At 71.3% G+C, this 24313-nt stretch carries 28 protein-coding genes, 1 tRNA gene and 1 pseudogene; 6 read left to right on the top strand and 24 right to left on the bottom strand.

From position 1 onward, the window contains the following. Nucleotides 1-3: 3 nt before the first annotated feature. Nucleotides 4-447, bottom strand: coding sequence for a MarR family winged helix-turn-helix transcriptional regulator (locus tag ACF1G2_RS22460; RefSeq protein WP_391799959.1), 444 nt, complete (start codon nt 445-447; stop codon nt 4-6). A gap of 255 nt (nt 448-702) precedes the next feature. Between ACF1G2_RS22460 and ACF1G2_RS22455 the strand changes: the two genes are divergently transcribed. Beyond that, nucleotides 703-939 (top strand): hypothetical protein, encoded by a 237-nt coding sequence (locus ACF1G2_RS22455; RefSeq protein WP_352188640.1) that lies wholly within the window; start codon nt 703-705, stop codon nt 937-939. Between the two features lie 82 nt (nt 940-1021). Here the strand turns inward: ACF1G2_RS22455 and ACF1G2_RS22450 are convergent, their stop codons facing one another. Both ACF1G2_RS22450 and ACF1G2_RS22445 read right to left on the bottom strand, forming a co-directional pair. Further along, nucleotides 1022-3013, bottom strand: a complete 1992-nt coding sequence (locus ACF1G2_RS22450) for a calcium-binding protein (protein ID WP_391799958.1) — start codon at nt 3011-3013, stop codon at nt 1022-1024. Between the two features lie 162 nt (nt 3014-3175). Then, entirely contained in the window at nt 3176-3856 is a 681-nt protein-coding gene (locus tag ACF1G2_RS22445; protein WP_391799957.1) for a formylglycine-generating enzyme family protein, read from the bottom strand. Nucleotides 3857-3965: 109 nt separating this feature from the next. On the opposite strand from ACF1G2_RS22445, the gene ACF1G2_RS22440 reads away from it, so the two are divergent. Further along, entirely contained in the window at nt 3966-4304 is a 339-nt protein-coding gene (locus ACF1G2_RS22440) for a DoxX family protein (protein WP_391799956.1), read from the top strand. A 16-nt stretch (nt 4305-4320) separates the two neighbouring features. Here the strand turns inward: ACF1G2_RS22440 and ACF1G2_RS22435 are convergent, their stop codons facing one another. The 3 genes and pseudogenes from ACF1G2_RS22435 to ACF1G2_RS22425 form a co-directional block, all read right to left on the bottom strand. After that, the gene (locus ACF1G2_RS22435) at nt 4321-4704 is read right to left on the bottom strand and encodes a hypothetical protein (protein WP_391799955.1); all 384 of its coding nucleotides are present in this window, start codon (nt 4702-4704) and stop codon (nt 4321-4323) included. 5 nt (nt 4705-4709) lie between these two features. Continuing rightward, nucleotides 4710-4814 (bottom strand): annotated as a pseudogene (locus tag ACF1G2_RS22430) (DUF397 domain-containing protein); the annotation flags it as partial. After that, the gene (locus ACF1G2_RS22425; RefSeq protein ID WP_391799954.1) at nt 4783-5727 is read right to left on the bottom strand and encodes a Scr1 family TA system antitoxin-like transcriptional regulator; all 945 of its coding nucleotides are present in this window, start codon (nt 5725-5727) and stop codon (nt 4783-4785) included. The pseudogene ACF1G2_RS22430 and the gene ACF1G2_RS22425, both read right to left, overlap by 32 nt. A gap of 118 nt (nt 5728-5845) precedes the next feature. Between ACF1G2_RS22425 and ACF1G2_RS22420 the strand changes: the two genes are divergently transcribed. Then, nucleotides 5846-6247 carry a hypothetical protein gene (locus tag ACF1G2_RS22420; RefSeq protein ID WP_391799953.1) on the top strand — a complete coding sequence of 134 codons (402 nt, stop codon included), beginning with the start codon at nt 5846-5848 and terminating at the stop codon, nt 6245-6247. On the opposite strand, the gene ACF1G2_RS22415 is transcribed toward ACF1G2_RS22420, so the two are convergent. The 10 genes from ACF1G2_RS22415 to ACF1G2_RS22370 all read right to left on the bottom strand — a co-directional run bounded on the left by ACF1G2_RS22415 (nt 6228) and on the right by ACF1G2_RS22370 (nt 12213). Beyond that, nucleotides 6228-6971 carry a hypothetical protein gene (locus ACF1G2_RS22415; protein ID WP_391799952.1) on the bottom strand — a complete coding sequence of 248 codons (744 nt, stop codon included), beginning with the start codon at nt 6969-6971 and terminating at the stop codon, nt 6228-6230. The two genes, ACF1G2_RS22420 and ACF1G2_RS22415, sit on opposite strands and share 20 nt — an antisense overlap. A gap of 50 nt (nt 6972-7021) precedes the next feature. Continuing rightward, nucleotides 7022-7924 (bottom strand): RNA polymerase sigma factor SigF, encoded by a 903-nt coding sequence (locus ACF1G2_RS22410; RefSeq protein WP_391799951.1) that lies wholly within the window; start codon nt 7922-7924, stop codon nt 7022-7024. Between the two features lie 235 nt (nt 7925-8159). Beyond that, complete coding sequence (locus ACF1G2_RS22405) at nt 8160-9038, bottom strand: RNA polymerase sigma factor SigF (RefSeq protein WP_391799950.1); 879 nt, start codon at nt 9036-9038, stop codon at nt 8160-8162. A 186-nt stretch (nt 9039-9224) separates the two neighbouring features. After that, nucleotides 9225-9518 carry a Dabb family protein gene (locus ACF1G2_RS22400; protein ID WP_383170464.1) on the bottom strand — a complete coding sequence of 98 codons (294 nt, stop codon included), beginning with the start codon at nt 9516-9518 and terminating at the stop codon, nt 9225-9227. 23 nt (nt 9519-9541) lie between these two features. Further along, complete coding sequence (locus ACF1G2_RS22395; RefSeq protein ID WP_175439350.1) at nt 9542-9706, bottom strand: hypothetical protein; 165 nt, start codon at nt 9704-9706, stop codon at nt 9542-9544. Nucleotides 9707-10083: 377 nt separating this feature from the next. Then, a complete protein-coding gene (locus tag ACF1G2_RS22390) occupies nt 10084-10332 on the bottom strand; it encodes an FG-GAP repeat domain-containing protein (RefSeq protein WP_391799949.1) in 249 nt (82 codons plus the stop codon). Nucleotides 10333-10572: 240 nt separating this feature from the next. Further along, nucleotides 10573-10657: transfer RNA gene (locus tag ACF1G2_RS22385), tRNA-Ser, on the bottom strand. A 67-nt stretch (nt 10658-10724) separates the two neighbouring features. Next, nucleotides 10725-11243, bottom strand: a complete 519-nt coding sequence (tadA, locus tag ACF1G2_RS22380) for a tRNA adenosine(34) deaminase TadA (protein WP_391799948.1) — start codon at nt 11241-11243, stop codon at nt 10725-10727. Beyond that, entirely contained in the window at nt 11243-11773 is a 531-nt protein-coding gene (locus tag ACF1G2_RS22375) for a hypothetical protein (RefSeq protein WP_391799947.1), read from the bottom strand. Before ACF1G2_RS22375 ends, tadA begins: the two co-directional genes overlap by 1 nt. A gap of 227 nt (nt 11774-12000) precedes the next feature. Then, the gene (locus ACF1G2_RS22370; RefSeq protein WP_391799946.1) at nt 12001-12213 is read right to left on the bottom strand and encodes a hypothetical protein; all 213 of its coding nucleotides are present in this window, start codon (nt 12211-12213) and stop codon (nt 12001-12003) included. An 86-nt stretch (nt 12214-12299) separates the two neighbouring features. On the opposite strand from ACF1G2_RS22370, the gene upp reads away from it, so the two are divergent. Next, nucleotides 12300-12935 carry a uracil phosphoribosyltransferase gene (gene upp / locus ACF1G2_RS22365; RefSeq protein ID WP_361435637.1) on the top strand — a complete coding sequence of 212 codons (636 nt, stop codon included), beginning with the start codon at nt 12300-12302 and terminating at the stop codon, nt 12933-12935. A 28-nt stretch (nt 12936-12963) separates the two neighbouring features. On the opposite strand, the gene ACF1G2_RS22360 is transcribed toward upp, so the two are convergent. Beyond that, nucleotides 12964-13596, bottom strand: coding sequence for a LytR C-terminal domain-containing protein (locus ACF1G2_RS22360; RefSeq protein WP_391799945.1), 633 nt, complete (start codon nt 13594-13596; stop codon nt 12964-12966). A gap of 106 nt (nt 13597-13702) precedes the next feature. Beyond that, complete coding sequence (locus ACF1G2_RS22355; RefSeq protein ID WP_260230859.1) at nt 13703-13999, bottom strand: type II toxin-antitoxin system VapB family antitoxin; 297 nt, start codon at nt 13997-13999, stop codon at nt 13703-13705. A gap of 98 nt (nt 14000-14097) precedes the next feature. Between ACF1G2_RS22355 and ACF1G2_RS22350 the strand changes: the two genes are divergently transcribed. After that, entirely contained in the window at nt 14098-15639 is a 1542-nt protein-coding gene (locus tag ACF1G2_RS22350) for a helicase HerA-like domain-containing protein (protein ID WP_391799944.1), read from the top strand. Between the two features lie 91 nt (nt 15640-15730). On the opposite strand, the gene ACF1G2_RS22345 is transcribed toward ACF1G2_RS22350, so the two are convergent. The 5 genes from ACF1G2_RS22345 to ACF1G2_RS22325 form a co-directional block, all read right to left on the bottom strand. Further along, complete coding sequence (locus ACF1G2_RS22345) at nt 15731-17293, bottom strand: M28 family metallopeptidase (protein WP_391799943.1); 1563 nt, start codon at nt 17291-17293, stop codon at nt 15731-15733. A gap of 115 nt (nt 17294-17408) precedes the next feature. Next, the gene (locus ACF1G2_RS22340) at nt 17409-18011 is read right to left on the bottom strand and encodes an HhH-GPD-type base excision DNA repair protein (protein WP_391799942.1); all 603 of its coding nucleotides are present in this window, start codon (nt 18009-18011) and stop codon (nt 17409-17411) included. A 118-nt stretch (nt 18012-18129) separates the two neighbouring features. Next, nucleotides 18130-19275: a hypothetical protein gene (locus ACF1G2_RS22335; protein WP_391799941.1), complete on the bottom strand. Its 1146-nt coding sequence runs from the start codon at nt 19273-19275 to the stop codon at nt 18130-18132. An 87-nt stretch (nt 19276-19362) separates the two neighbouring features. Continuing rightward, nucleotides 19363-19926 (bottom strand): RBBP9/YdeN family alpha/beta hydrolase, encoded by a 564-nt coding sequence (locus ACF1G2_RS22330; RefSeq protein WP_391799940.1) that lies wholly within the window; start codon nt 19924-19926, stop codon nt 19363-19365. A gap of 265 nt (nt 19927-20191) precedes the next feature. Beyond that, nucleotides 20192-22462: an ATP-binding cassette domain-containing protein gene (locus ACF1G2_RS22325; RefSeq protein ID WP_391799939.1), complete on the bottom strand. Its 2271-nt coding sequence runs from the start codon at nt 22460-22462 to the stop codon at nt 20192-20194. A 99-nt stretch (nt 22463-22561) separates the two neighbouring features. On the opposite strand from ACF1G2_RS22325, the gene ACF1G2_RS22320 reads away from it, so the two are divergent. Further along, a complete protein-coding gene (locus ACF1G2_RS22320; RefSeq protein ID WP_391799938.1) occupies nt 22562-23362 on the top strand; it encodes a TetR/AcrR family transcriptional regulator in 801 nt (266 codons plus the stop codon). Here the strand turns inward: ACF1G2_RS22320 and ACF1G2_RS22315 are convergent. Beyond that, nucleotides 23322-23927 (bottom strand): TetR/AcrR family transcriptional regulator, encoded by a 606-nt coding sequence (locus ACF1G2_RS22315; RefSeq protein WP_391800211.1) that lies wholly within the window; start codon nt 23925-23927, stop codon nt 23322-23324. The two genes, ACF1G2_RS22320 and ACF1G2_RS22315, sit on opposite strands and share 41 nt — an antisense overlap. Nucleotides 23928-24313: the final 386 nt, after the last annotated feature.

The following is a 24313-nucleotide window of genomic DNA, read 5'->3' as shown; positions in this document are numbered from 1 at the left end:
CTGTTACGCGTGGTGGGCCCGGCAGTCCCCGAAGGAGTCGCGGAGGCGGGCGAGCAGGTGGGTGAGGAGTTCGACGTCGTCGTCGGACCAGTCCGCGAGGTTGCGGGTGAGCATCGCGGTCAGCCGGCGGTCCAGCTCGTCGAGCTTCGCCCTGCCCTCGTCGGTGAGGTGCAGGATGCGGGAGCGCTTGTCGGCCGGGTCCGGAAGCCGCTCGACCCAGCCGCGGTCGACGGCGTGGGAGACGTGGCGGCTGCTGACCGACATGTCGACGGCCATCCGCTCCGAGATCCGGCTCATCCTCATGTCCCCGTCGTGTTTGAGCAGGGCGAGGACGATGGCTGATCCGCTGGGGCAGTCGGCGGGCAGGGAGCGGGCCATCCCGCGCTTGACCGCGCCGATGGCGCTGACCTGTCGGGCGAGGTTCTCGTACCGGTTCGGCTTGTCCACTGTGACCCCATGACCCGATGCATCTTGTTGCTTAGGGCAACCATAGAGATGGATGGTTGCTTCAGGCAAACTAAATCGGTCAAACGGCGCTAAAGAATCGGCAAAGGGGGAGCGGAGGCCGGGAGGAGGCCTGCGGGGGATCGGTGCCAGTCCCGTGCAGTCCCGTGAAGTCCCGTGCCGGACCGGTGCCGGACCGGTGCTCGGCCCACGCCGGGGCTTGGGGCCGGAAGCCGGGGTTCGCTAGGGTCCTGGCTCATGGCACACAACCCCCAAGCTCCGTACGGTCAGGGCCCCGGCCCCGAGGGCAACTACGACCCCGCCGGCAGCACCCAGATGTTCCGCGCCTTCGTCGACGAGGGCGCCCCGCAGGGCGGCGGCGGCCGCCAGGCCGCGCCGGCCCCCCAGTCCTCCGGCCCCCGCGTGGGCCTCATCGTCGGCGTGATCGCGGCGATCGTCGTCGTGGCCGCGGTGGCCTGGCTGGCCCTGGGCTGAGCCCGGACCCCGTACGGCGGAGACGCGAACCGGCACCGCAGCCCTCCGGGGCCGCGGTGCCGGTTCCGTCAGGGTCGTTCCGTCACGGACAGCTGTTGCGGAAGTCGCCCGTGTCGGTGGAGCAGGTGTCGAAGCCGGTTCCGCCGTAGGCGGCGTCGTTGCCGGTGACGGCGTCGCGGGTGTCGAGGCTGTCGTTTCCGGCGTCGCCGTTGAGGCGGTCGTTGCCGCTCTGGCCGATGAGCCGGTCGGTTCCGTTGCCGCCGCTGACCAGGTCGTTGCCGGGTCCGGCGTACACGGTGTCGTTGCCGCTTCCGCCATTGACGGTGTCGCTGCCGCTCAGGGCGCAGATGACGTCGTTGCCGAAGGTGCCGTTCAGCGTCTCGTAGTTGCTCGTGCCGATGATCGTGCAGCCGCGGGCGTTGTTGACCGTGGTGGCGGCGTTGGCGTTGTTGTTGCCCGGCGCCGGGTCTGTCTCGAGGGCCGCGGTCGCCACCCAGTCGGTCAGGGTGCCGGTGGCGCGGGGTTCGGCGACCACGGTGACGGTGGCCGACGCGCCCGGGGCGAGGTTGCCCAGTGGGCAGGTCATCGTGGTGGGGTTGACGGTGCAGGGGCCGCCCTGGCTGGGCGTGGCCGACAGCAGGGTCCCGGAACCGCCGGTGAGCGTGTCGGAGACCGAGGCCGCCGTGGCCGTCGCCGTGGTGCTGTTGTTGGTGACCCGGATCGTGTACGTGGCCTGGTCACCGATGCTGATCGTGCCGGGCCCGGTCTTCGTCACCGAGACGTCCACGCTCGGCGGCGTCGGCGCACCTCCGCCTCCTTCGTAGCGGGCGACCGCGAAGTCGCTGTCCGGCCCCCCGGTGCCCGCCGCGACGATCTTGCCGTCGGACTGCAGCGCCACCGCGTTGGCGATGTCGGAACCGTCGAACGAGGTGGTCACCCGGCCTCCGGTCCCGAAACCGGGGTCGAGCGCGCCGTCGGGGTTGTAGCGGATCAGCCCGAAGTCGCCGCCGGTGGTGCCACCCCTGCCCGCGACGAGGATCCGGCCGTCGGCCTGCACGACCCCGTCCCTGGCCGCTCCGCCGGTGGTGGTCACCCTGCCGTCACCGCTGAAGCTCGTGTCCGGGCTCCCGTCGGCGAGATACCGGGCCACCGCCGCGTCCCCGTCGGTGTTGCCGATGGCGACGACCCTGCCGTCCGCCTGGACGACGATTTCCTCGGCTCCCTCGTACGCGCCGAAGTCGGTCCGCACCATGCCGTCACCGCTGAACCCGGTGTCCAGGCTGCCGTCGGCGTTGTACCGGATCAGCATGAAGTCGAAGCGGGTGGTACCCACCTCGCCGCCGACGACGACCTTGCCGTCGGACTGCAACGCGAGCGACCGGCCCGTCCCGCCGGCTTCCGGACTCGTCGGGTCCGGGTCCGTGGCGACCACGCCGTCGCCGTCGAAGGTGGCGTCCGGGGTGCCGTCCGCGAGGAGACGGGCCACCGCGAACCGTCCGCCCGCATAGCCGGCGGCGACGATCCTGCCGTCCGGACGCACCGCCACGTCCTGCCCTCCCGCGGGCTCGCCGAACGCGGTGAGGAGCGTGACGCCGCCGTCGCCGAACGTCGTGTCCAGGCTGCCTGCCGCGGTGTAGCGGACCACCGCGAAACTGCAGCACGTCTCGAAGTCCGTCGACGCGCTCCCGACCACGACGATCTTGCCGTCGGCCTGCACCGCGGCCGCCTCGGCGGTCTCGATGAAGCCGCGGTCGGTGGACACCTTTCCGCCGTCGCCGAAGGTGGAGTCCAGGCTGCCGTCCGCGAGATGGCGGACCAGCGCGTAGTTTCCGACGGAGTCGGGCGCGTCGGTGCCGACGACGACGATCTTGCCGTCGCCCTGCACCAGCACGTCGTTGCCGGACTCCTCACCCCCGGCGGCGGTGAGGACGGTGCCGTCGCCCCCGAAGCCGGGGTCCAGATCTCCCGGGGCGGCCAGCGCCGCTCCGGGAAGGGCGAGCACCAGCGCCAGACTCGCGGCGGCCGCGAGTCCTCCGCGCCCCAGGGCTCTTCGCAGACCGGTGAATGTGGACATGGGGGAGACCTCCCGTATCGGGCCGTCCTGCGTGACGGTCCACAGACTCCGGCCCCGCCGCTCGCCCGCAGGCCGACGGCTCGGCCGCGCTGAGCTGCATGGACGGTGTGATCCACTCACCTGGGTGAGGACCGGCCGGGCCTCCGCGCCGGCGTGCTCCGGTCAGCGCGCGACGGACCGCGCGAGGCGGAATCCGACGTCGTCGACACGGAACGTGGGGTGGCTGCGGCGCCTCACCGAGGCCCGGCAGCTCCAGTGCTCGTCGAACCATCCGCCGCCGCGCAGGACGCGGTAACTGCCGTAGACCTCGGCGTCGTAGACGTCCCAGCACCACTCCCAGACGTTGCCCAGCATGTCGTGGAACCCCCACGCGTTGGGCCGCCTGCCGCCCACCTCGTGGATCCGCTCCTGCGAGTTGCCGCGGTGCCAGGCGATCTCGTCGAGCGGCCCGTACCGGGGCCCGGCCGTCCCGGCCCGGCAGGCGTGCTCCCACTCCGCCTCGGTCGGCAGCCGGTAGCCGTCGGCCGAGGTGTCCCACGTGACGTCGTCCCCGCCGTCGTCCGACGGGATCAGATAGGCGGGCGTGAACCCCTCCAGCTCGGACAGGACGTTGCAGAACCGGGCCGCGTCCCACCAGGACACCCCTTCGACGGGCAGCTCCCCACCGCGGACGGCGCCGGGACACTCGCCGGCGACCCGCGCGTACAGGGCCTGCGTGACCGGGTACGCCGCGATCAGACAGGGGGCGACCTCGACCGTCCAACTGCGCTGTGTCCGGCGGTCCGAGAGGGCCACTGGCCCCGCCGGGACCGCGATCATCGCGTGCTCCGCACTGGCATCCATGAACGCGACCCTATTTCTCCGCCCCCACCGGTCACACAGGAGCGGCGCGCTCCGTCAGTGGGGTGTACGAGCGAGCAGCGCTCGCCACCGCCGAACCGAGGAGCCCGAGATGTCCACCACCCACATCGTCGTCACCGCCGTCGCCGCGTTCATGGTCGGCTTCTCGGCGTTCTCGATCTTCGTCAAGGCCCCGTGGGTGACCCAGCCGCTGACCGAGTACGGCGTCCCCCGGTCCTGGTGGACCCGGCTCGGCCTGGCCAAGGCGGCCGGCGCGGCGGGCCTCGTCGTCGGCCTGTGGATCCCGGCGATCGGCCTCGCGGCGGGCATCGGCGTGGCCCTGTACTTCACCGGCGCCCTCGTCACCGTGATCCGCGCCCGCTCGTACGCGCACGTGGTCTGGCCGGTGATGTACGCGGCGCCGGCGGTCGCCGCGCTGTTCCTCGCCTGAACCCGGGGGCGTACCGCTACGGCTCGATCCAGCGCCGCAACGCGTCGACGGTGGTCTCCGGCGAGGTGTTGAAGCAGAGCCGGATCCCGGGCACGGCCTCGGTGAGGACGTTCACGAGCCGTTCGAAGAGCAGGGTGTGCTCGGGCATCATGCGCACCCCGCCACCGATCATCGCCAGACCGAACGCGTCGCCCTTGAGCAGTTCCCGCACGGCGTCCTCGGCGCTGTCCGGGGAGGGGTCCACCAGACAGGTCACCACGTCGAACCCGGCCTCGCGCAGCGCGGCGTTCCCGGCGGCGATGCGCGCGGTGAGCGACGCCTCGTCGATGCCGTCGGGCAGGCTGCTGTAGTCGAGCGAGCGGGGGTGCAGCCCGATGGACAGGACCCTGGTGTGCCCCACGGCGGTCACAGGGCACCCACGAAGGAGTCCCACGCCGTACGGCCGAACACGAGAGCGGGCCCCTCGGGGGCCTTGCTGTCACGCACGGGGACGAGGCCGGGGAATCCGGGGGCGACTTCGAGGCAGTTGCCGCCGTTGTCTCCGCTGTAGCTGCTCTTGATCCATGTCGCGGCGCCCAGATCGTGCCTCTCCATGCTGCCCGTACCCTTCGATCAAGTCGCTTGTCAGAGCGGCGGATTCGCGGGCAGACAGCGCGTCCGCCCGCAGCCCATCATAGGTCTGGGCGTGCCGCCGCAAGATGGACGGATCGTCGCTGAAGTGCCCGCTGTCGAGGGACTCCGAGTAGACCCATTCGTGACCGTCGGGCAGCTTGATCAGCGACAACGACGTGTTCGGGCGGTGCAGGTCGTGATCGCGAGCCGGTGCGATCTGCACGAAGACGTTGGGAAGCTTGCCGACCTGCAGCAGGTGAGCGCACTGAGCGCTCATGACGTCCGGACCGCCGATGACGGTCCGGAGGCAGCTCTCGTCCAGGACGACCGAGTACAGCGGGCCGCCTGGCAGTAGGAAGCGTTGCTGGCGGCTCAACCTGGCACGGACCCGCTCTTCCAGCTCTGCGCCACTCGTGGCCCGGGAGAAGAGGGCGTGGGCGTACTCCGGGGTCTGCAGCAGACCCGGGATCACATGCACCTGGTACTCCCGCAGCGACACCGCCTTGGCGTCCATCTCCGCCCGCCGCTCGAACCAGTCCGGGTGCTGGACCTCCGGATACCAGTCGATCCGGCGCCACAGCCTCAGTAACACCCCACCCGTCTCCAGCAGTTCGTCGCACGCCTTCGCGAGCGTGTCCTGCGGGACCCGCGTCCCCGCCTCCACCCGGGCCACGTGCGAGCGGTCGCAGGGGATCTGGCGGGCCAGGGCGTCCTGGGTGAGGCTCGACGCCTCCCGGTAGTGCCGTAGAAGCTCGCCGAAGACTCCGGCCGTCGTCGCGGCCGTACCCCCGGTGGCGTTACGTCGGCTCACTCCGTCCCCCCTTGTGACAGTGGGCCCTTGGCACGCGTCGAGCGTTGTGGCCGCCCTCTCCATTGAGCAACGCTGTAGCCACCGAGAGTAGTCGCCCGATCGGGTGAGGAGCTGTGGAATGGCAGGGCAGATGGAGTGCGGAGGGTTCGTCTACGACCCCGCCGCCCGCAAGGTCGGCGAGTACCGGGGCGAGGCGGGGCCGTACGCGATGCTGCGGCCCGTCGGGGGCGGGCGGGAGTGGCAGGCCGATCCGGAGCGGCTGCGGCCCGCCACGGCCGCCGAGCGGCTCAGCGCGGGTGTGCGGGCCGCGAACGGGCGTGCGGAGGCGGTGTACGGGCTGAGTCGGCCGCCCGTGCCCGTGCCGGGCTGTGCGGAGTGCGCGGAGCTCGCCGCGCGGCGGACGGCGGCACGTGTCCGGTTCGACTGGAGCGCGGAGACCGACGCCAACGTGCTGCTGCGCCGGCACCGTGCCGGGGATCACGTCCCGGACGATCCCCCTGTCACTTCCATGTCGCCGTGACCTTCCGGGTGTCGACGTGCATGCCGAGCGGGACCCGCCATGACTCCACGCAGACCGTGTACGTCTGCGTCCTGGCCGCCCCCGCGGCGATCGGCGCGGGGAGCGGCTGGGTGGACTCGATCGTCGCCCAGTCGACGCCCAGGGCGCCGATGATGTGGGTGGCGAAGGTGACCGCGCCCGAAGTGGCCGCCCTGCCACCCGTGTTGCGGAAGGTGACCGTCACGCGCTCGCACCAGCGCTTGTCGGCGTCGGTGAGGACCGGGGCCGAGAGGGTGAGCGCGGCGGGGGTGGCGGGGGTCGCCGGTGGTGGCGGGGAGGTCGGCGCGCCCGGGGGCGGGGCGGTCGCGGTGCGCGGCGGGGTCGTGCCCGGCCGGGCGGGTGTCGTCCCGGGGCGCGAGGTGCCGGGAGTCGCACCCGTGCCCGGGCCCGTATCTCCGTCCGTACCCCTGTCCCCGTCCGTACCGCCGGCGGACGGTGCCGGTGTCGGGCCTGGGGTCGCGCCCGGTGGGCGTGGTGAGGGGGACGACGTGCTCGATGTCGTACCGCTTGCCGACGGGGAGTCCAGGGGGATCAGCGTGACCGCCCCGGATGGCCGCACCGCGTCCTTCGGGGTGGAGCCCGCGCCGACCGCCGCGTAGCCCTCGCCCTCGCCTCCGCCGCACGCGGTCAGCGCTCCGCCGAGGCAGAGCGCGACCACTGTCAGAAGTGACTTCTGTCGCCGCATGGCGCCAGTGTTGCTGACACCATGTCAGTTGTGAACCGGAACGGCGAACTTCAGTCGGCGATCAGGCCCTGGCGAAGCTGCGCCAGCGTCCTCGTCAGGAGCCGCGAGACGTGCATCTGTGAGATGCCGACCTCCTCGCCGATCTGCGACTGCGTCATGTTGGCGAAGAAGCGCAGCATGATGATCTGCCGTTCGCGGGGCGGGAGTTTGGCGAGCAGCGGCTTCAGCGACTCGCGGTACTCGACGCCTTCGAGTGCCGTGTCCTCGTACCCGAGCCGGTCCGCGAGCGAGCCCTCGCCGCCGTCGTCCTCCGGGGAGGGGGAGTCGAGCGAGGAGGCGGTGTACGCGTTGCCGACCGCGAGGCCGTCGACGACGTCCTCCTCCGACACCCCCAGTACAGCGGCGAGTTCGGGGACGGTGGGCGAGCGGTCGAGCTTCTGGGCGAGCTCGTCGCTGGCCTTCGTCAGGGCGAGCCGCAGCTCCTGGAGCCGGCGGGGGACGCGCACCGACCACGAGGTGTCGCGGAAGAAGCGCTTGATCTCGCCGACGACCGTCGGCATCGCGAACGTCGGGAACTCCACGCCCCGTTCGCAGTCGAAGCGGTCGATGGCCTTGATCAGACCGATCGTGCCGACCTGGACGATGTCCTCCATCGGCTCGTTGCGGGAGCGGAACCGGGCCGCCGCGTACCGCACGAGCGGCAGGTTGAGCTCGATGAGGGTGTCGCGCACGTACGTCCGCTCCGGGCTGTCCGCGGCGGCGCCGGCGTCGTCCAGGGCGCGCAGCCGCAGGAAGAGGGAGCGGGAGAGCGTGCGGGTGTCGATGGCTTCCGGCGTGACGACGATCGGCGCGGCGGGCTCGGCACTCTCGGCCGTCGGCTGGACCGGCATCGGTACAGGCGTCTGCGCGGGCGTGAGCGTGAGCACCTTCGAGCTGCCCTGTTCTGCGGACATGCCACCCCCTTGAGGTCGCGGACGGTCGCGGCGGCCACGACCATCGGAGGAACGCAGCCTCCACCTGAATACCGGAGGCGGAGCTGCGCCAAACGCGGTTCCAGCAGAATGTCACATGTCGGCAACACGCTGTAGTGACTTGTCGACATGACGTGGGTGAATATCCGCAGGAAACAGGGGGTGTACGGCATTTGGGCCGTCGTGGAACTGCTCCGAACCGGTCTACCCGTTTCGGTTACGCCTCGATCCTGTTTGCGGATCTCAATCGGGCGAAGCTCCGGGCGAGGAGCCTTGACACGTGCATCTGCGAGACGCCGAGTTCCTGGCTGATCTGGGACTGCGTCAGATTGCTGTAGTAGCGGAGCATCAGGATCCGTTGCTCGCGCTCGGGCAGCTGGACGAGCAGATGCCGTACGAGATCCCGGTGTTCGACCCCGGCCAGCGCGGGGTCCTCGTAACCGAGCCGGTCGAGCAGTCCTGGCAGTCCGTCGCCCTCCTGGGCCGCCTCCAGGGAGGTGGCGTGGTACGAACGCCCGGCCTCGATGCAGGCCAGCACCTCGTCCTCGCCGATCTTCAGGCGCTCGGCGATCTCGGCGGTGGTGGGGGAGCGGCCATGGGCCGTGGTGAGGTCCTCGGTGGCGCCGTTGACCTGGACCCAGAGTTCGTGGAGGCGGCGCGGCACGTGCACGGTGCGGACGTTGTCGCGGAAGTACCGCTTGATCTCGCCGACGACGGTGGGCATGGCGAACGTCGGGAACTGCACGCCGCGGTCCGGGTCGAAACGGTCGATGGCGTTGATCAGGCCGATGGTTCCGACCTGGACGACGTCCTCCATCGGTTCGTTGCGGGAGCGGAACCGGGCCGCCGCGTACCGCACGAGCGGGAGGTTGGCCTCGATCAGCGCCCCTCGGACGCGGTCGTGTTCCGGGCTGCCCGGCTCAAGCCCCTTGAGCTGCCCGAAGAGCACCTGGGTGAGCGCGCGGGTGTCGGCTCCCCGGGTGCTCGGGGGGCGGCTGCCCTGTGGCCGGCTGCTCTGGGGGCGGGGGCGCGGGGTGTTGTCCGGGTCGCCGGCCTCGTTCTGGGGCGGGACCTGAGGCGCTGTACTGGCCGGCACGTTCACGCCACCCCTTTTGCTGGTCAACTACGGTCAACTCATCCGTCAAAAGCGGTCATAGCATCACAAGACATGTCCACTGTGTGCAAGCACCGCATAACCACGTGTTGACGGCGTCGGGGCGGACGCGGACGGCAGGAAGGCCCCCCGCCACGGTGGCGGGGGGCCTTCCGGAACCGAACGTGTCTAGAACGCGTAGTCCGCGATCACCCACGTGGCGATCTCGCGCCAGAGCGCGACTCCGGCCTGGTGGGCGGGGTGGTCCAGGTAGCGCTGGAGCGCATCCGTGTCCTCGACCGCCGAGTTGATCGCGAAGTCGTACGCGATCGGCCGCTCGGAGATGTTCCAGCCGCACTCCCAGAAGCCCAGCTCCGGGATCTCCTTCTCCAGCCCGTCGAACGCCTCTGCGGCGGCGACGGCACGCGGGTCGTCCTTCGTGATGCCCTCGTTGAGCTTGAACAGGACCAGATGGCGGATCACAGCAGGACTCCTCGTCGGTGGTTCTAGTTGACGAGCTCGGTCATGAACTCGCCGACGCCCTGTGCGGCGGACGATATGCCCTCGAACCCTACCTGGACGAGATCGGCCGCCCTGTCCGGGGAATTGATGATCGTGTACAGCACAAAGACCACGAGCGCGTAGAGCGCGACCTTCTTCGCTTGCGCCATCTGCCGCGCCCTCCCCTGTCTGCTGCCCCTGCGTGGACGCGTGAGTCTAACGGAGCCGTCTCAGCCACTTCACCGGGCCTTTATGGACCAAGGGCCCGGTGATCGGGGTCCTTTGCCGCCCTCCGGAAGGGTGACGGCAGAGCAGTATGGATGTCGAGCCCGGCGGATCTGGCAGGAGTCCGCAGGGGTCGAGGAACCGGCCCTCACTGCGGGGTCCGCGCCGCGAGCTTCCCCCCTGACAGCGGCGCGGACTTGCAGGACCGGTTCGCATCGGGGGGAGCGGCTTGTCCCCCCGATGCCGCTCCCCCCGTCCGACGAAGAGGCCCCGGCCGCGCACACAGGCGCGGCCGGGGCCTTTCGTGCGGAGAGCCGTCAGCTCATGTGGTTGTACGTGCCCCCCGGTGGACATCCGAGGCCGCGCGGGCCTTGAAGGGCCTGTGCCGGTCGCCGGTGCCCGAGTACAGGTAGACGGTCTTCGAGCCCGGGTGGGCGGCGAACAGGTCGGCCCTGCCGTCGTGGTCGACGTCTCCCGCCCGGACGAGCTGGGAGTACGTCTGCCAGCCGCCGCCGATTCTCGTGCGCTGGACGAAGGTGCCGTCGCCCTTCCCGAGGTGGAGCCAGAGCACGCCGTCCTTGTCGCGCTCACCGTGACGACCATGTCCCCGGACGGGTCGGCCCTGCCCTAGACCGTGTCGTAGAGCGTGTCGCGCGTCGCGCCGCCCCCCGTACGGAGTCCAGCGGCCCCGAGGGTGACGGCGAGACAGACGGGGGTCGAAGCGCCAAGAAGGCGGTTGTACGGCAACGCGCCATGGTCGGAAACGAGATGAAGGGCCGGTCCCTTACGGGACCGGCCCTTCATCTACCAGCGGTAGCGGAGGGATTTGAACCCTCGGTGACTTGCGCCACACTCGCTTTCGAGGCGAGCTCCTTCGGCCGCTCGGACACGCTACCGAGAGAGAGCTTAGCCCAAAGAGGCTCTGCGATGAAATCCGTATCGCCCCGCAGGTCGGAGGTGGGTTCAGCGGGTCCTGAAGAAGGCCGTGAGCTGCGCCGAGCACTCCTCGCCGAGGACGCCCCGGATCACCTCGGGACGGTGGTTCAGCCGCCTGTCCCGTACGAGATCCCAGAGCGAACCGGACGCGCCCGCCTTCTCGTCGGGTGCGCCGAACACCAGGCGGTCGACCCTGGACTGCACGAGCGCGCCGGCGCACATCACACAGGGCTCCAGGGTCACGACGAGCGTGCAGCCGGTCAGCCGCCACTCCCCGGTCCGCGCCGCGGCCCGGCGCAGGGCCAGGACCTCGGCGTGGGCGGTCGGGTCGCCGGTCGCCTCGCGCTCGTTGTGCCCGAGGGCGAGGACCGTGCCGTCGGGGGACAGCACGACCGCGCCGACCGGCACGTCACCGGCCGACGCGGCCTTCTCGGCCTCGGCGAGGGCGAGCCGCATGGACTCCCGCCAGGGATCCCGTACGGGATCGGGTACTGCCTCGGGGTCGGGCACGGGATCGGGATCGGGATCGGGTACTGCTTCGGTCACTAGCGCACGGTCTCCAGGACCTCCGCGGCGCCCAGCGCGTCCGCGATCTCGGCGAGCGCGTCGCCGTCGAGCTCCTGCAGCTGGCTCTCGGACATGCCGAGGTCCGCGAGGAGCAGCCGGTCGCCGACCGGTGCGGCGGGCACCGCGTCGACGGACGCACCCGCCTCGTCCTCGTCGTCGTCGCGGTCGAGGGGCTCGCCGTCCTCCGTACCGTCGAGGTTCAGGTCGTCCAGCGTGTCGTCGTCGTCCAGGTCGTCCCCGAGGATCTCCTTGGTGAGGATCTCTCCGTACGAGGAGCGGGCGGCGGCCGCCCCGTCCGACACGTAGATGCGAGGGTCGTCCTCGCCCTCGATGCGCAGGACGCCGAACCAGGCGTCCTCCTGTTCGATGAAGACGATCACCGTGTCGTCGTCGATCGAGGCCTCGCGGGCCAGATCGATCAGATCCGACAGGGTCTCCACGTCGTCGAGCTCTGTGTCGCTCGCTTCCCACCCGTCTTCGGTGCGCGCGAGCAGTGCGGCGAAGTACACCGTGACTCTCCCACTGATCAGAGGTGAACGATCCGGCGGCGCGCTTCCGATGCCCCGCCCAATCGGCATCGTGGCAGAAACAGCGGCTTCAGGAGAGGTCTTCGGCTCTTGCGTCGTGCATCAGTCTGATCCTGACGCCCATCGGGCGGGTACGCAGACCCGGCGCACGGACCGGCGCACGGACCGGCGCACGGGAGGCGCACGGCGCGGGCCCGGCGCCGTGGCCCTCACCAGCGAAAGGTCCTCATCCGCATCTGCTGGCGCATCCGCGCCGCCCGCGCGCGCCGGGGCTGCACACGGTCGCGGAGCGCCTTCGCCTCGTGCAGCTCGCGCAGGAACTGGGCGCGGCGCCTGCGGCGCTCCGCGTCCGTCTCCGGCGGCTTCTCGCCGTCCTCGTTCCTGGCGCCCCGCGACTGCGCCGGGTCTGCCGGGTCGGGCATGGGCCACACCACCCCACGACTGGGTCCTGTGCCCCCACCTTCCCTCCAGGGCATGGGTTGATGCCAGTGCGGGCTACTGTGTGACCATGCGTCTCCACGTCGTCGATCACCCGCTGGTCGCCCACAAGCTCACCACGCTGCGCGACAAGCGCACGGACTCCCCGACCTTCCGCCGGCTCGCCGACGAGCTGGTCACCCTGCTCGCCTACGAGGCCACCAGGGACGTGCGGACCGAGCAGGTCGACATCGAGACCCCCGTCACGCCGACGACCGGCGTGAAGCTGTCGTACCCGCGGCCGCTGGTGGTCCCGATCCTCCGCGCCGGCCTCGGCATGCTCGACGGCATGGTCCGGCTCCTCCCGACCGCCGAGGTGGGCTTCCTCGGCATGATCCGCAACGAGGAGACGCTGGAGGCGTCGACCTACGCGACGCGGATGCCGGAGGACCTCTCGGGCCGCCAGGTGTACGTCCTGGACCCGATGCTGGCGACCGGCGGCACGCTCGTCGCCGCGATCAGGGAGCTGATCAAGCGCGGCGCGGACGATGTCACCGCGGTCGTGCTGCTCGCCGCCCCCGAGGGCGTCGAGATCATGGAGCGCGAGCTGGCGGGCACGCCGGTGACCGTCGTGACGGCCTCGGTCGACGAGCGCCTCAACGAGCACGGGTACATCGTCCCCGGCCTCGGCGACGCGGGCGACCGCATGTACGGTACGGCCGACTAGCCGGCCGTACCGGGCGAGAGATACCGGTTCAGCACTTCCCGGCGGGCGGGGCCTTGGGCTTGTTCAGAGCGACCAGGGCCGCGTCCGCCGTCGCTTTGGGGTCCAGGTTCTTGAAGGCCGTCCCGATGATCAGGTCCACGTCCGCGGTCGCGCGGGTGTCCGTCTTCGTCGTGACGCCCTTCAGCTGGGTGCCGAGGACCGGGAACGCGCCCTTGGCCGCCCCGGGAGCACCGAGCAGGACCCCGGCGCCGACGACCTTCTTGTCGTACGCGGCGGGGGCGTTGCCGATCTTGCCGATGAGGAAGCCGCGCTTCTTGAGCTCGTCGGCGGTCGTCTTCGCCAGCCCGCTGCGCGGGGTCGCGTTGTAGACGTTCACCGTGATCTGAGCGGGCTTGGGCAGCGCGGCGACGACCGCGGTCGTCGGCTTGGGCGCGGGCTTGCAGTCGGTGCGGTGACCGGCCGTCGTCTTCGTGTCCTCGTCACCGCCGGAGAACACGTCGACGAGCTGCACGGTTCCCCACCCGGCCGCGCCGAGCACGACCACGGCGGCCGCGGCCGCGAGGACGATCCTGCGACGGTGCCGGGGGCGGCGCATACGGGGGTACTTGTCGCCCGTGATGCGGTATTTTCCGCCCATTCCGGGGGGAGTGAGCATGCTCATGGACGCAGCGTAATGCCGTCCGTCGAGGTTGGATACTTGACGATCATGTGATCGCGTCCGGATGGACGGGCAGGGCCCCCGAAAGGGTCAGAACGGCGCGTCGCCGCTAGTCCATCTCCAGTACGCGGGCGTGCAGCACCTGGCGCTGCTGGAGCGCCGCGCGCACCGCGCGGTGCAGCCCGTCCTCGAGGTAGAGGTCGCCCCGCCACTTCACGACGTGCGCGAAGAGGTCGCCGTAGAACGTGGAGTCCTCCGCGAGCAGCGTCTCCAGGTCCAGCTGGCCCTTCGTGGTGACCAACTGGTCGAGGCGGACCGGGCGCGGGGCGACGTCCGCCCACTGCCGGGTGCTTTCCCGGCCGTGGTCGGGGTACGGCCGGCCTTGTCCGATGCGCTTGAAGATCACACGGAAAGCCTACCGGGCAAGCGGCTCCCGGCGCAGCCACGCGGGGCCGGTGCGATGCTGGGGCAAACCGCCACGATTCCGGAACTAGAGGTCCTGTCATGAGCGTGAGCGAGCAGTCTCCGGCCGGCGGGATCGCGGCGGGGTACGCCTTCTCCGGACCGGCGCTGGAGCTGGGCGCGCTGCTGTGGGACGGGGAATGTCACCCGGACGCGGGTATCCGCGTCCCGCTGCCGATGCTCAACCGGCACGGCCTGGTCGCCGGTGCGACGGGCACCGGAAAGACCAAGACCCTGCAGCTCGTCGCCGAGCAGCTGTCCGCGAACGGCGTGCCGGTCTTCCTCGCCGACGTCAAGGGCGACGTCTCGGGCATCTCGGCCCCGGGCGCGGACTCCGAGAGGACCAGGGAGCGGGCGGGGCAGGTCGGGCAGGAGTGGAAGGCGACGGGCTTCCCCTGCGAGTTCTACGGTCTCGGCGGCATCGGTGCGGGGATTCCCGTACGGGTCACGGTGACGAGCTTCGGGCCGGTGCTGCTGTCGAAGGTGCTCCAGCTCAACCAGACGCAGGAGCAGTCGCTCGGGCTGATCTTCCACTACGCGGACCAGAAGGGTCTGGAGCTGGTGGACCTGAAGGATCTGCGGGCGGTGGTGGCCTTCCTCGTGTCGGACGTGGGGAAGCCGGAGCTGAAGGGGATCGGCGGGCTCTCGACGGCGACGGCCGGGGTGATCCTGCGCTCCGTCACGGCGTTCGAGCAGCAGGGGGCGGCCGGGTTCTTCGGGGAGCCGGAGTTCGACACGGGCGAGTTCCTGCGGACGGCGGCGGACGGGCGCGGCACGGTGTCCGTACTGGAGCTGCCGGCCGTGCAGGACAAGCCGCAGCTGTTCTCCACGTTCCTGATGTGGATGCTGGCGGACCTGTACGGGGATCTGCCGGAGGTCGGGGACCTGGAGAAGCCGAAGCTGGTGTTCTTCTTCGACGAGGCGCACCTGCTCTTCAAGGGGGCGTCGAAGGCGTTCCTGGAGTCGATCACGCAGACCGTACGGCTCATCCGCTCGAAGGGCGTGGGCGTCTTCTTCGTGACGCAGACGCCGAAGGACGTGCCGGGTGACGTGCTCGCGCAGCTGGGGAACCGGGTGCAGCACGCGCTGCGGGCGTTCACCCCGGACGACGCCAAGTCGCTGAAGGCGACGGTGCGGACGTTCCCGACCTCGGCATACGACCTGGAGGAGGTCCTGACGGGGCTCGGCACGGGCGAGGCGGTCGTCACCGTACTGAGCGAGACGGGCGCGCCGACCCCGGTGGCGGCGACACGGCTGCGGGCGCCGGAGTCCCTGATGGGCCCGATCGCGGCGGACGCGCTGGAGGCGGCGGTCAAGGAGTCGCCCCTGTGGGGGCGGTACGCGGAGGCGGTGGACCGGGAGTCGGCGTACGAGCGCCTCTCGGCGCGGCAGGAGCGGCAAGCGCAGCAGGAGCAGCAGGAACAGCGGGCGAAGCCGGCGGCGCGGGCGCCGAAGGAGGACGAGTCGCTCGTCGAGCAGGTGGTGGACAGCGGGATGTTCACGTCGCTGGCGCGCTCGATCGGGACGCAGTTGGGGCGGGAGATCTCCCGGTCGCTCTTCGGCACCGCACGGCGGAGGAGATAGGGGAGAGGCGGAGGGGCGGGGCGGGATGTCTCCCGCCCCGCCCCTCGTGCCTTCGGTGCCCGGACTCGGTGCTACTCCGTGCTGATCCGTGCTACTCCGTGACCTCGTGGCCGTGGCCGTCGTGGAGGCCGCCGCCGCTGCCCGCGTCGCCCTCCGTCGGGACGCTGACGACCGGGCGCTTCAGAGAGCTGATGTCGTGGGCGTAGGTGCCCACGGCGTTGGCGATGATGTCGATGTTGGCGTCGAAGGCCTTCATGTTGACGTTCGACAGGTTGTCACCGGCCGCGTGGTAGTTCACGTCGTACGCGACACCCGCCGTCCCGCCGAACTTGGCCGCCTGCGCCGCCGTCTTGATGCCCTCGGCGCCGGTGAAGGTGCCGCCGGAGGGGATGCCGATCTCGATGAACGGGCCGTAGTCCGAGCGGCCCGTGAAGTCGGTGCCCTCGTGCGGCAGGCCGCGCTTGTCCATGAAGTCGGTGATGTCCCGCTCCAGTTGGGCGGAGCCCTCGGGACCGGCGCCCGCGCCGACGTTGTCGGAGTTGTCGCCGTCGTAGACGAACAGGCCGTAGTTCGGCGAGGCGATCATGTCGAAGTTGAGGTAGAGCTTGACTTCCTTCTTGTCCAGCTCGCTCATGTTCGCGACGTAGTGCTCGGAGCCGAGCAGCCCGTTCTCCTCCGCGGACCACCAGGCGAAGCGGACCTTGTTGCGGACCTTGTCCTTCGACTCGGCGAGCTCCAGGGCGGCCTGGAGCAGACCGGCGGAGCCCGAGCCGTTGTCGTTGATGCCGGGGCCGGCGGTCACGGAGTCCAGGTGCGCGCCGAGCATCACGGTGTTGGCGGCGTTGCCGCGCTTCGTCTCCGCGATGACGTTGTTGGTGGAACGCTTCTCCTGGAGCTGGCGGATCTCGAAGGAGATGTTCACCGGGCCCTTGGCCAGGTCCGCGGCGAGCTTCACGCCCTCGGCCTGGGTGACGCCGCCCGTCGGGATCTTGCCGGCGGCCGGGTCGCCGAGGGTGCCGGAGAGGGCGCCGTCGGTGTTGTTGTAGACGATCGCGCCGACGGCGCCCGCCGCGGCGGCGTTCTCCTGCTTGACGGCGAAGGTGCAGCCGCCGCGCTTGACCAGCGCGATCTTGCCGGTGAACGTGCCCGACGCGAAGTCGGCCGGCTCACAGCCGGTCGTGCCGTCCGCGTCGACCGGGACGGCGGCGAGGTCGGCCTTGATGCCGCCGACGGGGGTCGACTTCGTGTACGTCATCGCCGAGATCGCGATGTCGCGCGGCGCGGGGGAGACGACGGACGCCTTCTCCGCCAGCGTCTGGGTGTAGATGAAGTCGAACTTCTGGTACGAGACGTTGTAGCCGGCCTTCTTCAGCTGCTGGTAGACGTACGCAGCCGAGGCGTCGTGTCCGAGCGAGCCGGCCGCGCGGTGGCCGCCGGCCGAGTCGGCTATCGCCTGGAACTTCTGCAGGTGCTCGTAGGCGTCCTTGCCGGACGTCTCGCGGACCAGCTTCTTCGCCAGCTGCGCCGCGTCCCGCGCGGGCTTGGCCCCGGGGTCCGCGACGGCGGTGGCGGGGGAGGCGCTGGCCAGCAGGAGCGGGGTCGCGAGTGCGGCTGCGGCCAGGGTGGCCGCGGCTCTGCGAGAGGATGCGTTCACAGAGGTCCTTCCCGATTCGGACGAGGTAGAGGGGAAGCTAGCGATCTCTGACGGCTCCTGTGAACAGCTCCGGCACAATTCATGTCGGATTTAGCAGGATTGACATCCGGAGCGTTCAATTCCCGGATGATTTCTGTGCCTTCGCCGCCTTTGCGGCGGCCTTTGCCTCCTGCTTGAAGGCACGAACTTTCGCCAGCGACTCCGGACCGGTGATGTCCGCCGCGGAACGGTACGAGCCCTGCTCGCCGTACGCACCCGCCGCCTCCCGCCACCCGGTGGGCCGGACGCCGTACCGCTTGCCGAGCAGCGCCAGGAAGATCTGCGCCTTCTGCACCCCGAAACCGGGCAGCGCCTTCAGCCGCGCGAGCAGCTCCGCCCCGCTCTCCACGTCCGCCCAGACGGCCTCGGCGTCACCGCCGTACTCGTCGACGAGGAACTGGCAGAGCTGCTGGATCCGCTTGGCCATCGACCCCGGATAGCGGTGCACGGCGGGCTTCGCGGAGAGCAGCGCGCCGAAGGCCTCGGGGTCGTACGCGGCGATCTGCCCCGCGTCGAGATCGTCCGTGCCGAGCCGCTGCGCGATCGTGTACGGCCCGGAGAACGCCCACTCCATGGGCACCTGCTGGTCGAGCAGCATGCCGACGAGCGCGGCGAGCGGGGAGCGGCCGAGCAGCTCGTCGGCCTCGGGCTGCTGGGCGAGGTGGATCTCGGTGGTCATGCTCCGATGATCGCGCCCGAGAGCCCACCCCGCACGGCCTGACACCCGATCCGGTCACGGGCCCGGGCCGGGGCGCGCACGCGTCGGCCACCCGCGTCACACGCCGCCGACACCCGTGTCAGGGGTTCCGGTCGGCCTTGCGGGAGAGCGTCCAGACGTAGTACCAGGCGTTCTCGCGGAGCGTGCGCGGGCTGTTGTCGGCTCCCGCCTGGAACGCTCCCCACAGCCCGCCGGCCGCCCCGCCCACGACGGCCGTCAGCGCCGACTGGAGGGCGGGGCCGTAGACGGCGACCAGGCTGGCGGTGACCGTGCCGACGACCGCGCCGGTCACGGCGACGGCCCGCTTGCGGCGGACCTGGTTCATCTGGGCCTGCATGCCCCGGACCCCGTCCTGCATCCGGAGGCCGATCTTCATCAGCGCCTTCTGCCGCCCGTCCGCGTCGAGCGCGCCGTCGACGTCCGCCAGCTCCATCCGCAGCCATCCGCGATGGGCCCGGTAGGCGTCGAACTCCTCGACGGTGATCTTGCTGAACTCCTCCAGGGAGACGCCGTCGATGAAGGGCAGTTCCAGTTCCTCGATCACCGGGATCACGAGCTGGCTGAGCACGGCGGGCGTGTGGCTCTGCGCGACGACCCGGCGCCCGGTGGCCGCGAAGTCGAGCAGGCCCGGCACGTCGGAGTCCGTGACCGGGCCGGAGTGCTGCTCGTAGGTGGGGTCGATCGGCGCCCCCGCGTAGCCGTAGCGCGTGGTGTGGCGGGACACCGCGTACGTGGGGAGGTACCAGGCGCAGCCCGCGCGCAGCAACGGCTCGGTCTGCAGGAGCCAGCGCCCCAGCCGGTCCGGGTCCGGGCAGTTCATGTACAGGTCTTCCGTCGTGCTCGTCCCGGTGGGCAGGACGCCGGTGCGCTCCTCCTCCTCCGTCTGGGGAATGGACGAGTCGCTGTGCGAGAGCTGCCTGAGGTGGTGGCGGCCGCCCGCCCCGTTGTGGGAGAGCAGCAGGGTGTCCGAGACCAGCACCGCCCGCTTGGTCAGGTCGGCGAAGTCGTCGGCCCCGACGCCGATGCCGACGTGGAAGCGCGAGGCGGCGAAGCGCTTCTCGTCCACGAGCCTGCGCCGCCGCCGGTGGAAGAGATGCGCGCCGTACGCCTGGGCCACCAGCCCGGGGTCCTTACGGGTCTCGGCCGACAGCCCTCTGAAGAAGCCCCGCATCTGCCCGGCGACGACGGTGTTCTCGACTGCTCCTGCCCTGCTGAGCCACCTCATGGCTCGCCACCCTAGGCAACACCGACGGGGCCGCGGGCGGACTCCGTCACGGTTCGCCCGGGAGGGCGACGGCCCGGCCCCGAGGCCTCACCTGGGGGGCTCGAGCCGGGTCTCCGGGTCCTCGCACCACCGCAGGACCGAAGGCCACTCCCCGTACCCGGAGTCCGGGGTGAGGTGCTCGCCGCCGGGGATCACGTCCATGTCGAGGCCGAGGGGGGTGCCGTAGGGGACGTCGGCGCCCTCGGGGCAGTAGGGGTCCCCGGCCGCGTAGACGAGCCGCGCCGGTGCGTCGAGCCGCACGGAGCCGAGGTCGAGCCCCTCGGCGAACGCGGCGATCTCCGGGATCGAGGCCGTGACGGCGGGGGAGGGCGGGGCGACGAGCAGGACCCGGTCGACGTCCGGCGATGCGGCACGCAGCCAGAGCAGGACGGAGAGGCTGTGCGCGATGACGACGAACTCGCCCTCGGCGGGCCGGTGGAGGTGTGCGCGGAGCGCCGCCGTCCAGTCCTCCAGTACCGGTGCGTCCGGCTCGGGCAGCTGCGGGTAGCGCACCTCGTGCCCGCGCTCGGCGAGCCGGCCGGCGAGCCAGTGGTGCCAGTGGCCCGGCGGACGGTGGTTCTGGAATCCGTGCAGGATGAGGAAGGTCGCCATGGGCGTGATGGTGCGCCGCGGCCGGTGGCCGGGTCCAGATCGTTTCAGGGTGTGGACGGGGCCGGGGTGCGGGAGGCGTACCGGCGGCGGCCCCCCCGCCGCGTCCCCGGCACCCCCCCCCGCCGCGTCCCCGGCACCCCCCCCGCCGCGTCCCCGGCGCCCCCGCGTCCCCGGCGCCCCCGCGTCCCCGGCGCCCCCGCGTCCCCGGCCCCTCGCGTCACCGGCAGCGCGTCGTCGCCCGCCGCACCCGCGCCCGCGGCCTGGCTCAGGCGCCCACGTACTCCCGCAGGTGGCGCGCCGTCAGCGTGTCGCCCTTCTCGACCAGGTCGGACGGCGTGCCCTCGAAGACGATCCGGCCGCCGTCGTGGCCCGCGCCGGGGCCGAGGTCGATCAGCCAGTCGGCGTGCGCCATGACCGCCTGGTGGTGCTCGATGACCACGACCGTGTTCCCCGCGTCGACGAGCCGGTCCAGGAGGGCGAGGAGCTGGTCGACGTCGGCCAGGTGGAGGCCGGTCGTCGGCTCGTCGAGGACGTAGACCGCGCCCTTCTCGGCCATGTGGATCGCCAGCTTCAGGCGCTGGCGCTCGCCGCCCGAGAGGGTGTTGAGGGGCTGGCCGAGACGCAGGTAGCCGAGGCCGACGTCCTTCAGGCGGCCGAGGATCGTCCGGGCCTGGCCCTTCGCCGCGAAGAAGTCGTATGCCTCCTCGACGGACATCGACAGGACCTCGTGGATGTTCCTGCCGTCGAGCGTGTAGGCGAGCACCTCGCTCGTGAAGCGCTTCCCCTCGCACTCCTCGCAGACGGAGGCGACGCCCGCCATCATCGCGAGGTCGGTGTAGACGAGCCCGAGGCCGTTGCACTTCGGGCAGGCGCCCTCCGAATTGGCGCTGAAGAGCGCCGCCTTGACCCCGTTGGCCTTGGCGAAGGCGGTACGGATCGGGTTCAGCAGCCCCGTGTACGTCGCCGGGTTCGAGCGGCGCGAGCCGCGGATCGGGGACTGGTCGGCGACGACGACCCCGTCCCGGCCGGGCAGGTTGCCATGGACGAGGGACGACTTTCCGGAGCCGGCGACCCCCGTGACGACGGTCAGGACGCCGGTCGGGATCTCGACGCTCACGTTCCGGAGGTTGTGCTGCGAGGCGCCCGTGACGGAGAGCGCGCCGGTGCGGGGGCGCACCTCGGGGCGGAGCTTCGCCCGGTGCGCGAGGTGCTCGCCGGTCAGCGTCCCGGAGGCGCGCAGGCCCGGCACGTCGCCGGAGTAGCAGATCTCGCCGCCGTTCGTCCCGGCGCGCGGGCCGAGGTCGACGACGTGGTCGGCGATCTCGATGACCTCCGGCTTGTGCTCCACGACGAGGACGGTGTTGCCCTTGTCGCGCAGCCGCAGCAGCAGGTCGTTCATGCGGCGGATGTCGTGCGGGTGCAGTCCGGTGGTGGGCTCGTCGAAGACGTACGTCACGTCGGTGAGGGAGGAGCCGAGGTGGCGCACCATCTTCACGCGCTGCGCCTCGCCGCCCGAGAGCGTGCCGGAGGCCCGGTCCAGACTGAGGTAGCCGAGCCCGATCTCGACGAGGGAGTCGAGCAGTTCGCGCAGACCGGCCAGGAGGGGGGCGACGGAAGGGTCCTCGATCCGGCGTACGAACGCGGCGAGGTCGCTGATCTGCATCGCCGAGCACTCGGCGATGTTCACCCCGTCGATACGGGAGGAGAGCGCGGCGCGCGTGAGGCGGGTGCCCTCGCACTCGGGGCAGGTGCGGAAGACGACGGCCCGGTCCACGAAGGCGCGGATGTGGGCCTGCATGGCGTCCCGGTCCTTGGAGAGGACGGTCCGCTGGAGCTTCACCACGAGACCCTCGTAGGTGAAGTTGTTGCTGCCGACCTTCACCTTGCAGGACGGCCTGTGGAGGAAGTCCTCCCACTCCTGCCCGGTGAAGTCCGCCAGCTTCTTGTCGGGGTCGTAGAAGCCGGACTGGGCCATGATCTGCCACATCCAGGAGTCGACGGCGTACCCCGGCACGGTGATCGCGCCCTCGTTGAGGGACCTGCTCCGGTCGACGAGCTCGTCGACGTCGATGTCGGAGATCCGGCCGACGCCCTCGCAGCGCGGGCACATGCCCTCGGGCAGGTTGAAGCTGAAGGCGCCGGAGGTGCCGACGTGCGGGGTGCCGAGACGGCTGAAGACGATGCGCAGCATCGTGTACGCGTCGGTCGCCGTGCCCACCGTGGAGCGGGAGTTGGCGCCCATCCGCTCCTGGTCGACGACGATCGCGGCGCTGAGGTTGTGCAGTCCGTCCACGTCCGGGCGGCCGAGCGCCGGCATGAAGGACTGGAGGAAGGCGCTGTAGGTCTCGTTGATCAGGCGCTGCGACTCGGCGGCGATGGTGCCGAAGACGAGCGAGGACTTCCCGGAGCCGGAGACGCCGGTGAAGACGGTGAGACGGCGCTTGGGGAGGTCGACGTCGACGTTCCTGAGGTTGTTCTCGCGGGCCCCGCGGACCTGGATGACGTGGTGGTTGTCCGCTGCGGCGGGGGTGGTCATGGCTGCGCCCTCCGATGGTGGTCCCAGTACCCGAGCCACGTTACTCTATACAGCGTACAAAGTAATGGGGAATAGGTCTGACCTGCGAGAATGGGTGCCATGGTGAAGGAGCGGAGCAGCGGCGCGGGCGATCCCGCGCGGACCCTCGAACTGCTGTGGCGGGACGGTTCCCCACCGCTCGCCGGTGGCCGGCGCGGCCCGCGGCAGGGGCTGACCGTCGACGGGGTCGTCGACGCGGCGATCGCCCTGGCCGACGAGGGCGGGCTCGACGCGCTCACCATGCGCGCGGTCGCGCAGCGCCTCGCCGTGACCCCGATGACCCTCTACACGTACGTCCCCGGCAAGGCCGAACTGCTCGACCTGATGCTCGACCTGGTCTTCCGGCGGATGCCCCGAACCCCGTTCGCGCCGGAGGAGCCCTGGCGGGAGCGGGTGACGGCGGTCGCCGACGAGAACCGCGCGCTGTATCTGCGCCACCCCTGGCTGGCCGAACTGCGGGTCCACCGGCCCCCGCTCGGGCCCGGGGTGATGACGAAGTACGAGCACGAACTCGGCGCCTTCGAAGGGCTCGGCCTCGACGACGTGGCCATGGACTCGGCGCTGACGCATCTGCTCGGGTTCGTGCAGTCCGCCGCCCGTACGGAGCTTGACGGGCGGGCCGTCGACCGGGAGAGCGCGATGTCCGACCACGAGTGGTGGGACGCCCACGCGCCGCTGCTGGCCCGGATGTTCGACGCGGAGCGGTTCCCGCTGGCATCGCGGGTGGGGGAGGCGGCGGCCGTCGCGTACCAGGGCATGTACAGCCCCGACCACGCCTACGCCTTCGGTCTGGCGCGCGTCCTGGACGGACTCGCGGCGCTCATCCCCCCAGGTTCAGCAGCGCGTCGACCCCGGCCTTGAGCTCCTCGGCGGAGAGCGCGCGTTCGACGGTGAGGTGGTGCATCAGGCTCGGCGAGAACGGGGCGAGCAGCAGGTGCGCGAGGAGCGCCGGGTTGGTTTCGGGCCGGACGCGGGCGAGCAGCATCGCGACGTGGGCGTGCATGGCGAGGTACGCGCCGCTGGTGTAGCGCGCGCTCGGTGCGGCGGCCTGGGCGGCGAGCAGCAGCTCGCGCTGTTCGATGATCCGGTCGACGAGGGCGTCGAGGAAGGCGCGCAGGCGCTCGTCGTCGGGGGCGCCGGGGCCGAGCGGCGGCGGGCCGCTGAGGTACGCCTCCTGGAACTGGCGCTCCCGGTCGTCGAGGAGCGCCCACAGGAGCTGGGCGACATCGCCGAAGCGGCGGTAGACGGTGCCGACGCCTATCCCGCTGGCATGGGCGACCTGGTTCATGGTCACGGCCTCGGGCCCCACCTCGGCGACGATCCGGGCGGCTGCGTCGAGGATCCTGCGCCGGTTCCGCGCGGCATCGGCCCGCTCGGTCACGACGGGCGCTCCGGCGGAGGGGAGCAGGGTGACGGCGGGGGGTATACCGCCGCCGGCCCGGGGCGCGACGGCGGGAGTCCGGGGCGCGGCGGGGGCTGCCGGGCGGGCGGGGGCCTGGGGCGCCTCGCTCGTCTCGGACGCCCGGCTCGTCTCGGACGCCCGGCTCGTCTCGGGCGCCCGGCTCGTCTCGGGTGCCCGGCTCGTCTCGGGCGCCCGGCCCTGGCGGTGGTCCGCTCCGGTGTCCTTCGTGCGCGCCATGTCCGCCTCCGCCTCCGCCTGTCCGCTCGCTCGCTCCGATCCCCGTCGGTCGGTCCCTGCCCACGAGCATAACGGAGCGCTATCCGGTTCCTCGATGATTCCCCTTGCAAAGCGGATGGCTATCCGCTTACGCTCGGAACCGTTGAAGCGGAAATGAATCCGGTTGAAGGGGT

The organism is Streptomyces sp. NPDC013457 (genome assembly GCF_043089925.1).
Classification (GTDB): domain Bacteria; phylum Actinomycetota; class Actinomycetes; order Streptomycetales; family Streptomycetaceae; genus Streptomyces.
Note: the sequence above shows the minus strand (reverse complement) of the source record. Positions and strands in the feature narration are given on the sequence as shown.

What these genes read in the sequence shown, in the direction of transcription:
- ACF1G2_RS22340 (WP_391799942.1), bottom strand. Translation starts at nt 18,011, where the DNA reads ATGACCACCGAGATCCACCTCGCCCAGCAGCCCGAGGCCGACGAGCTG.
- ACF1G2_RS22455 (WP_352188640.1), top strand. Translation starts at nt 703, where the DNA reads ATGGCACACAACCCCCAAGCTCCGTACGGTCAGGGCCCCGGCCCCGAG.
- ACF1G2_RS22450 (WP_391799958.1), bottom strand. Translation starts at nt 3,013, where the DNA reads ATGTCCACATTCACCGGTCTGCGAAGAGCCCTGGGGCGCGGAGGACTC.
- ACF1G2_RS22410 (WP_391799951.1), bottom strand. Translation starts at nt 7,924, where the DNA reads ATGTCCGCAGAACAGGGCAGCTCGAAGGTGCTCACGCTCACGCCCGCG.
- ACF1G2_RS22420 (WP_391799953.1), top strand. Translation starts at nt 5,846, where the DNA reads ATGGCAGGGCAGATGGAGTGCGGAGGGTTCGTCTACGACCCCGCCGCC.
- ACF1G2_RS22440 (WP_391799956.1), top strand. Translation starts at nt 3,966, where the DNA reads ATGTCCACCACCCACATCGTCGTCACCGCCGTCGCCGCGTTCATGGTC.
- ACF1G2_RS22325 (WP_391799939.1), bottom strand. Translation starts at nt 22,462, where the DNA reads ATGACCACCCCCGCCGCAGCGGACAACCACCACGTCATCCAGGTCCGC.
- ACF1G2_RS22360 (WP_391799945.1), bottom strand. Translation starts at nt 13,596, where the DNA reads ATGAGCATGCTCACTCCCCCCGGAATGGGCGGAAAATACCGCATCACG.
- ACF1G2_RS22415 (WP_391799952.1), bottom strand. Translation starts at nt 6,971, where the DNA reads ATGCGGCGACAGAAGTCACTTCTGACAGTGGTCGCGCTCTGCCTCGGC.
- ACF1G2_RS22320 (WP_391799938.1), top strand. Translation starts at nt 22,562, where the DNA reads ATGGTGAAGGAGCGGAGCAGCGGCGCGGGCGATCCCGCGCGGACCCTC.
- ACF1G2_RS22395 (WP_175439350.1), bottom strand. Translation starts at nt 9,706, where the DNA reads ATGGCGCAAGCGAAGAAGGTCGCGCTCTACGCGCTCGTGGTCTTTGTG.
- ACF1G2_RS22330 (WP_391799940.1), bottom strand. Translation starts at nt 19,926, where the DNA reads ATGGCGACCTTCCTCATCCTGCACGGATTCCAGAACCACCGTCCGCCG.
- ACF1G2_RS22350 (WP_391799944.1), top strand. Translation starts at nt 14,098, where the DNA reads ATGAGCGTGAGCGAGCAGTCTCCGGCCGGCGGGATCGCGGCGGGGTAC.
- ACF1G2_RS22335 (WP_391799941.1), bottom strand. Translation starts at nt 19,275, where the DNA reads ATGAGGTGGCTCAGCAGGGCAGGAGCAGTCGAGAACACCGTCGTCGCC.
- ACF1G2_RS22370 (WP_391799946.1), bottom strand. Translation starts at nt 12,213, where the DNA reads ATGCCCGACCCGGCAGACCCGGCGCAGTCGCGGGGCGCCAGGAACGAG.
- upp (WP_361435637.1), top strand. Translation starts at nt 12,300, where the DNA reads ATGCGTCTCCACGTCGTCGATCACCCGCTGGTCGCCCACAAGCTCACC.
- ACF1G2_RS22445 (WP_391799957.1), bottom strand. Translation starts at nt 3,856, where the DNA reads ATGGATGCCAGTGCGGAGCACGCGATGATCGCGGTCCCGGCGGGGCCA.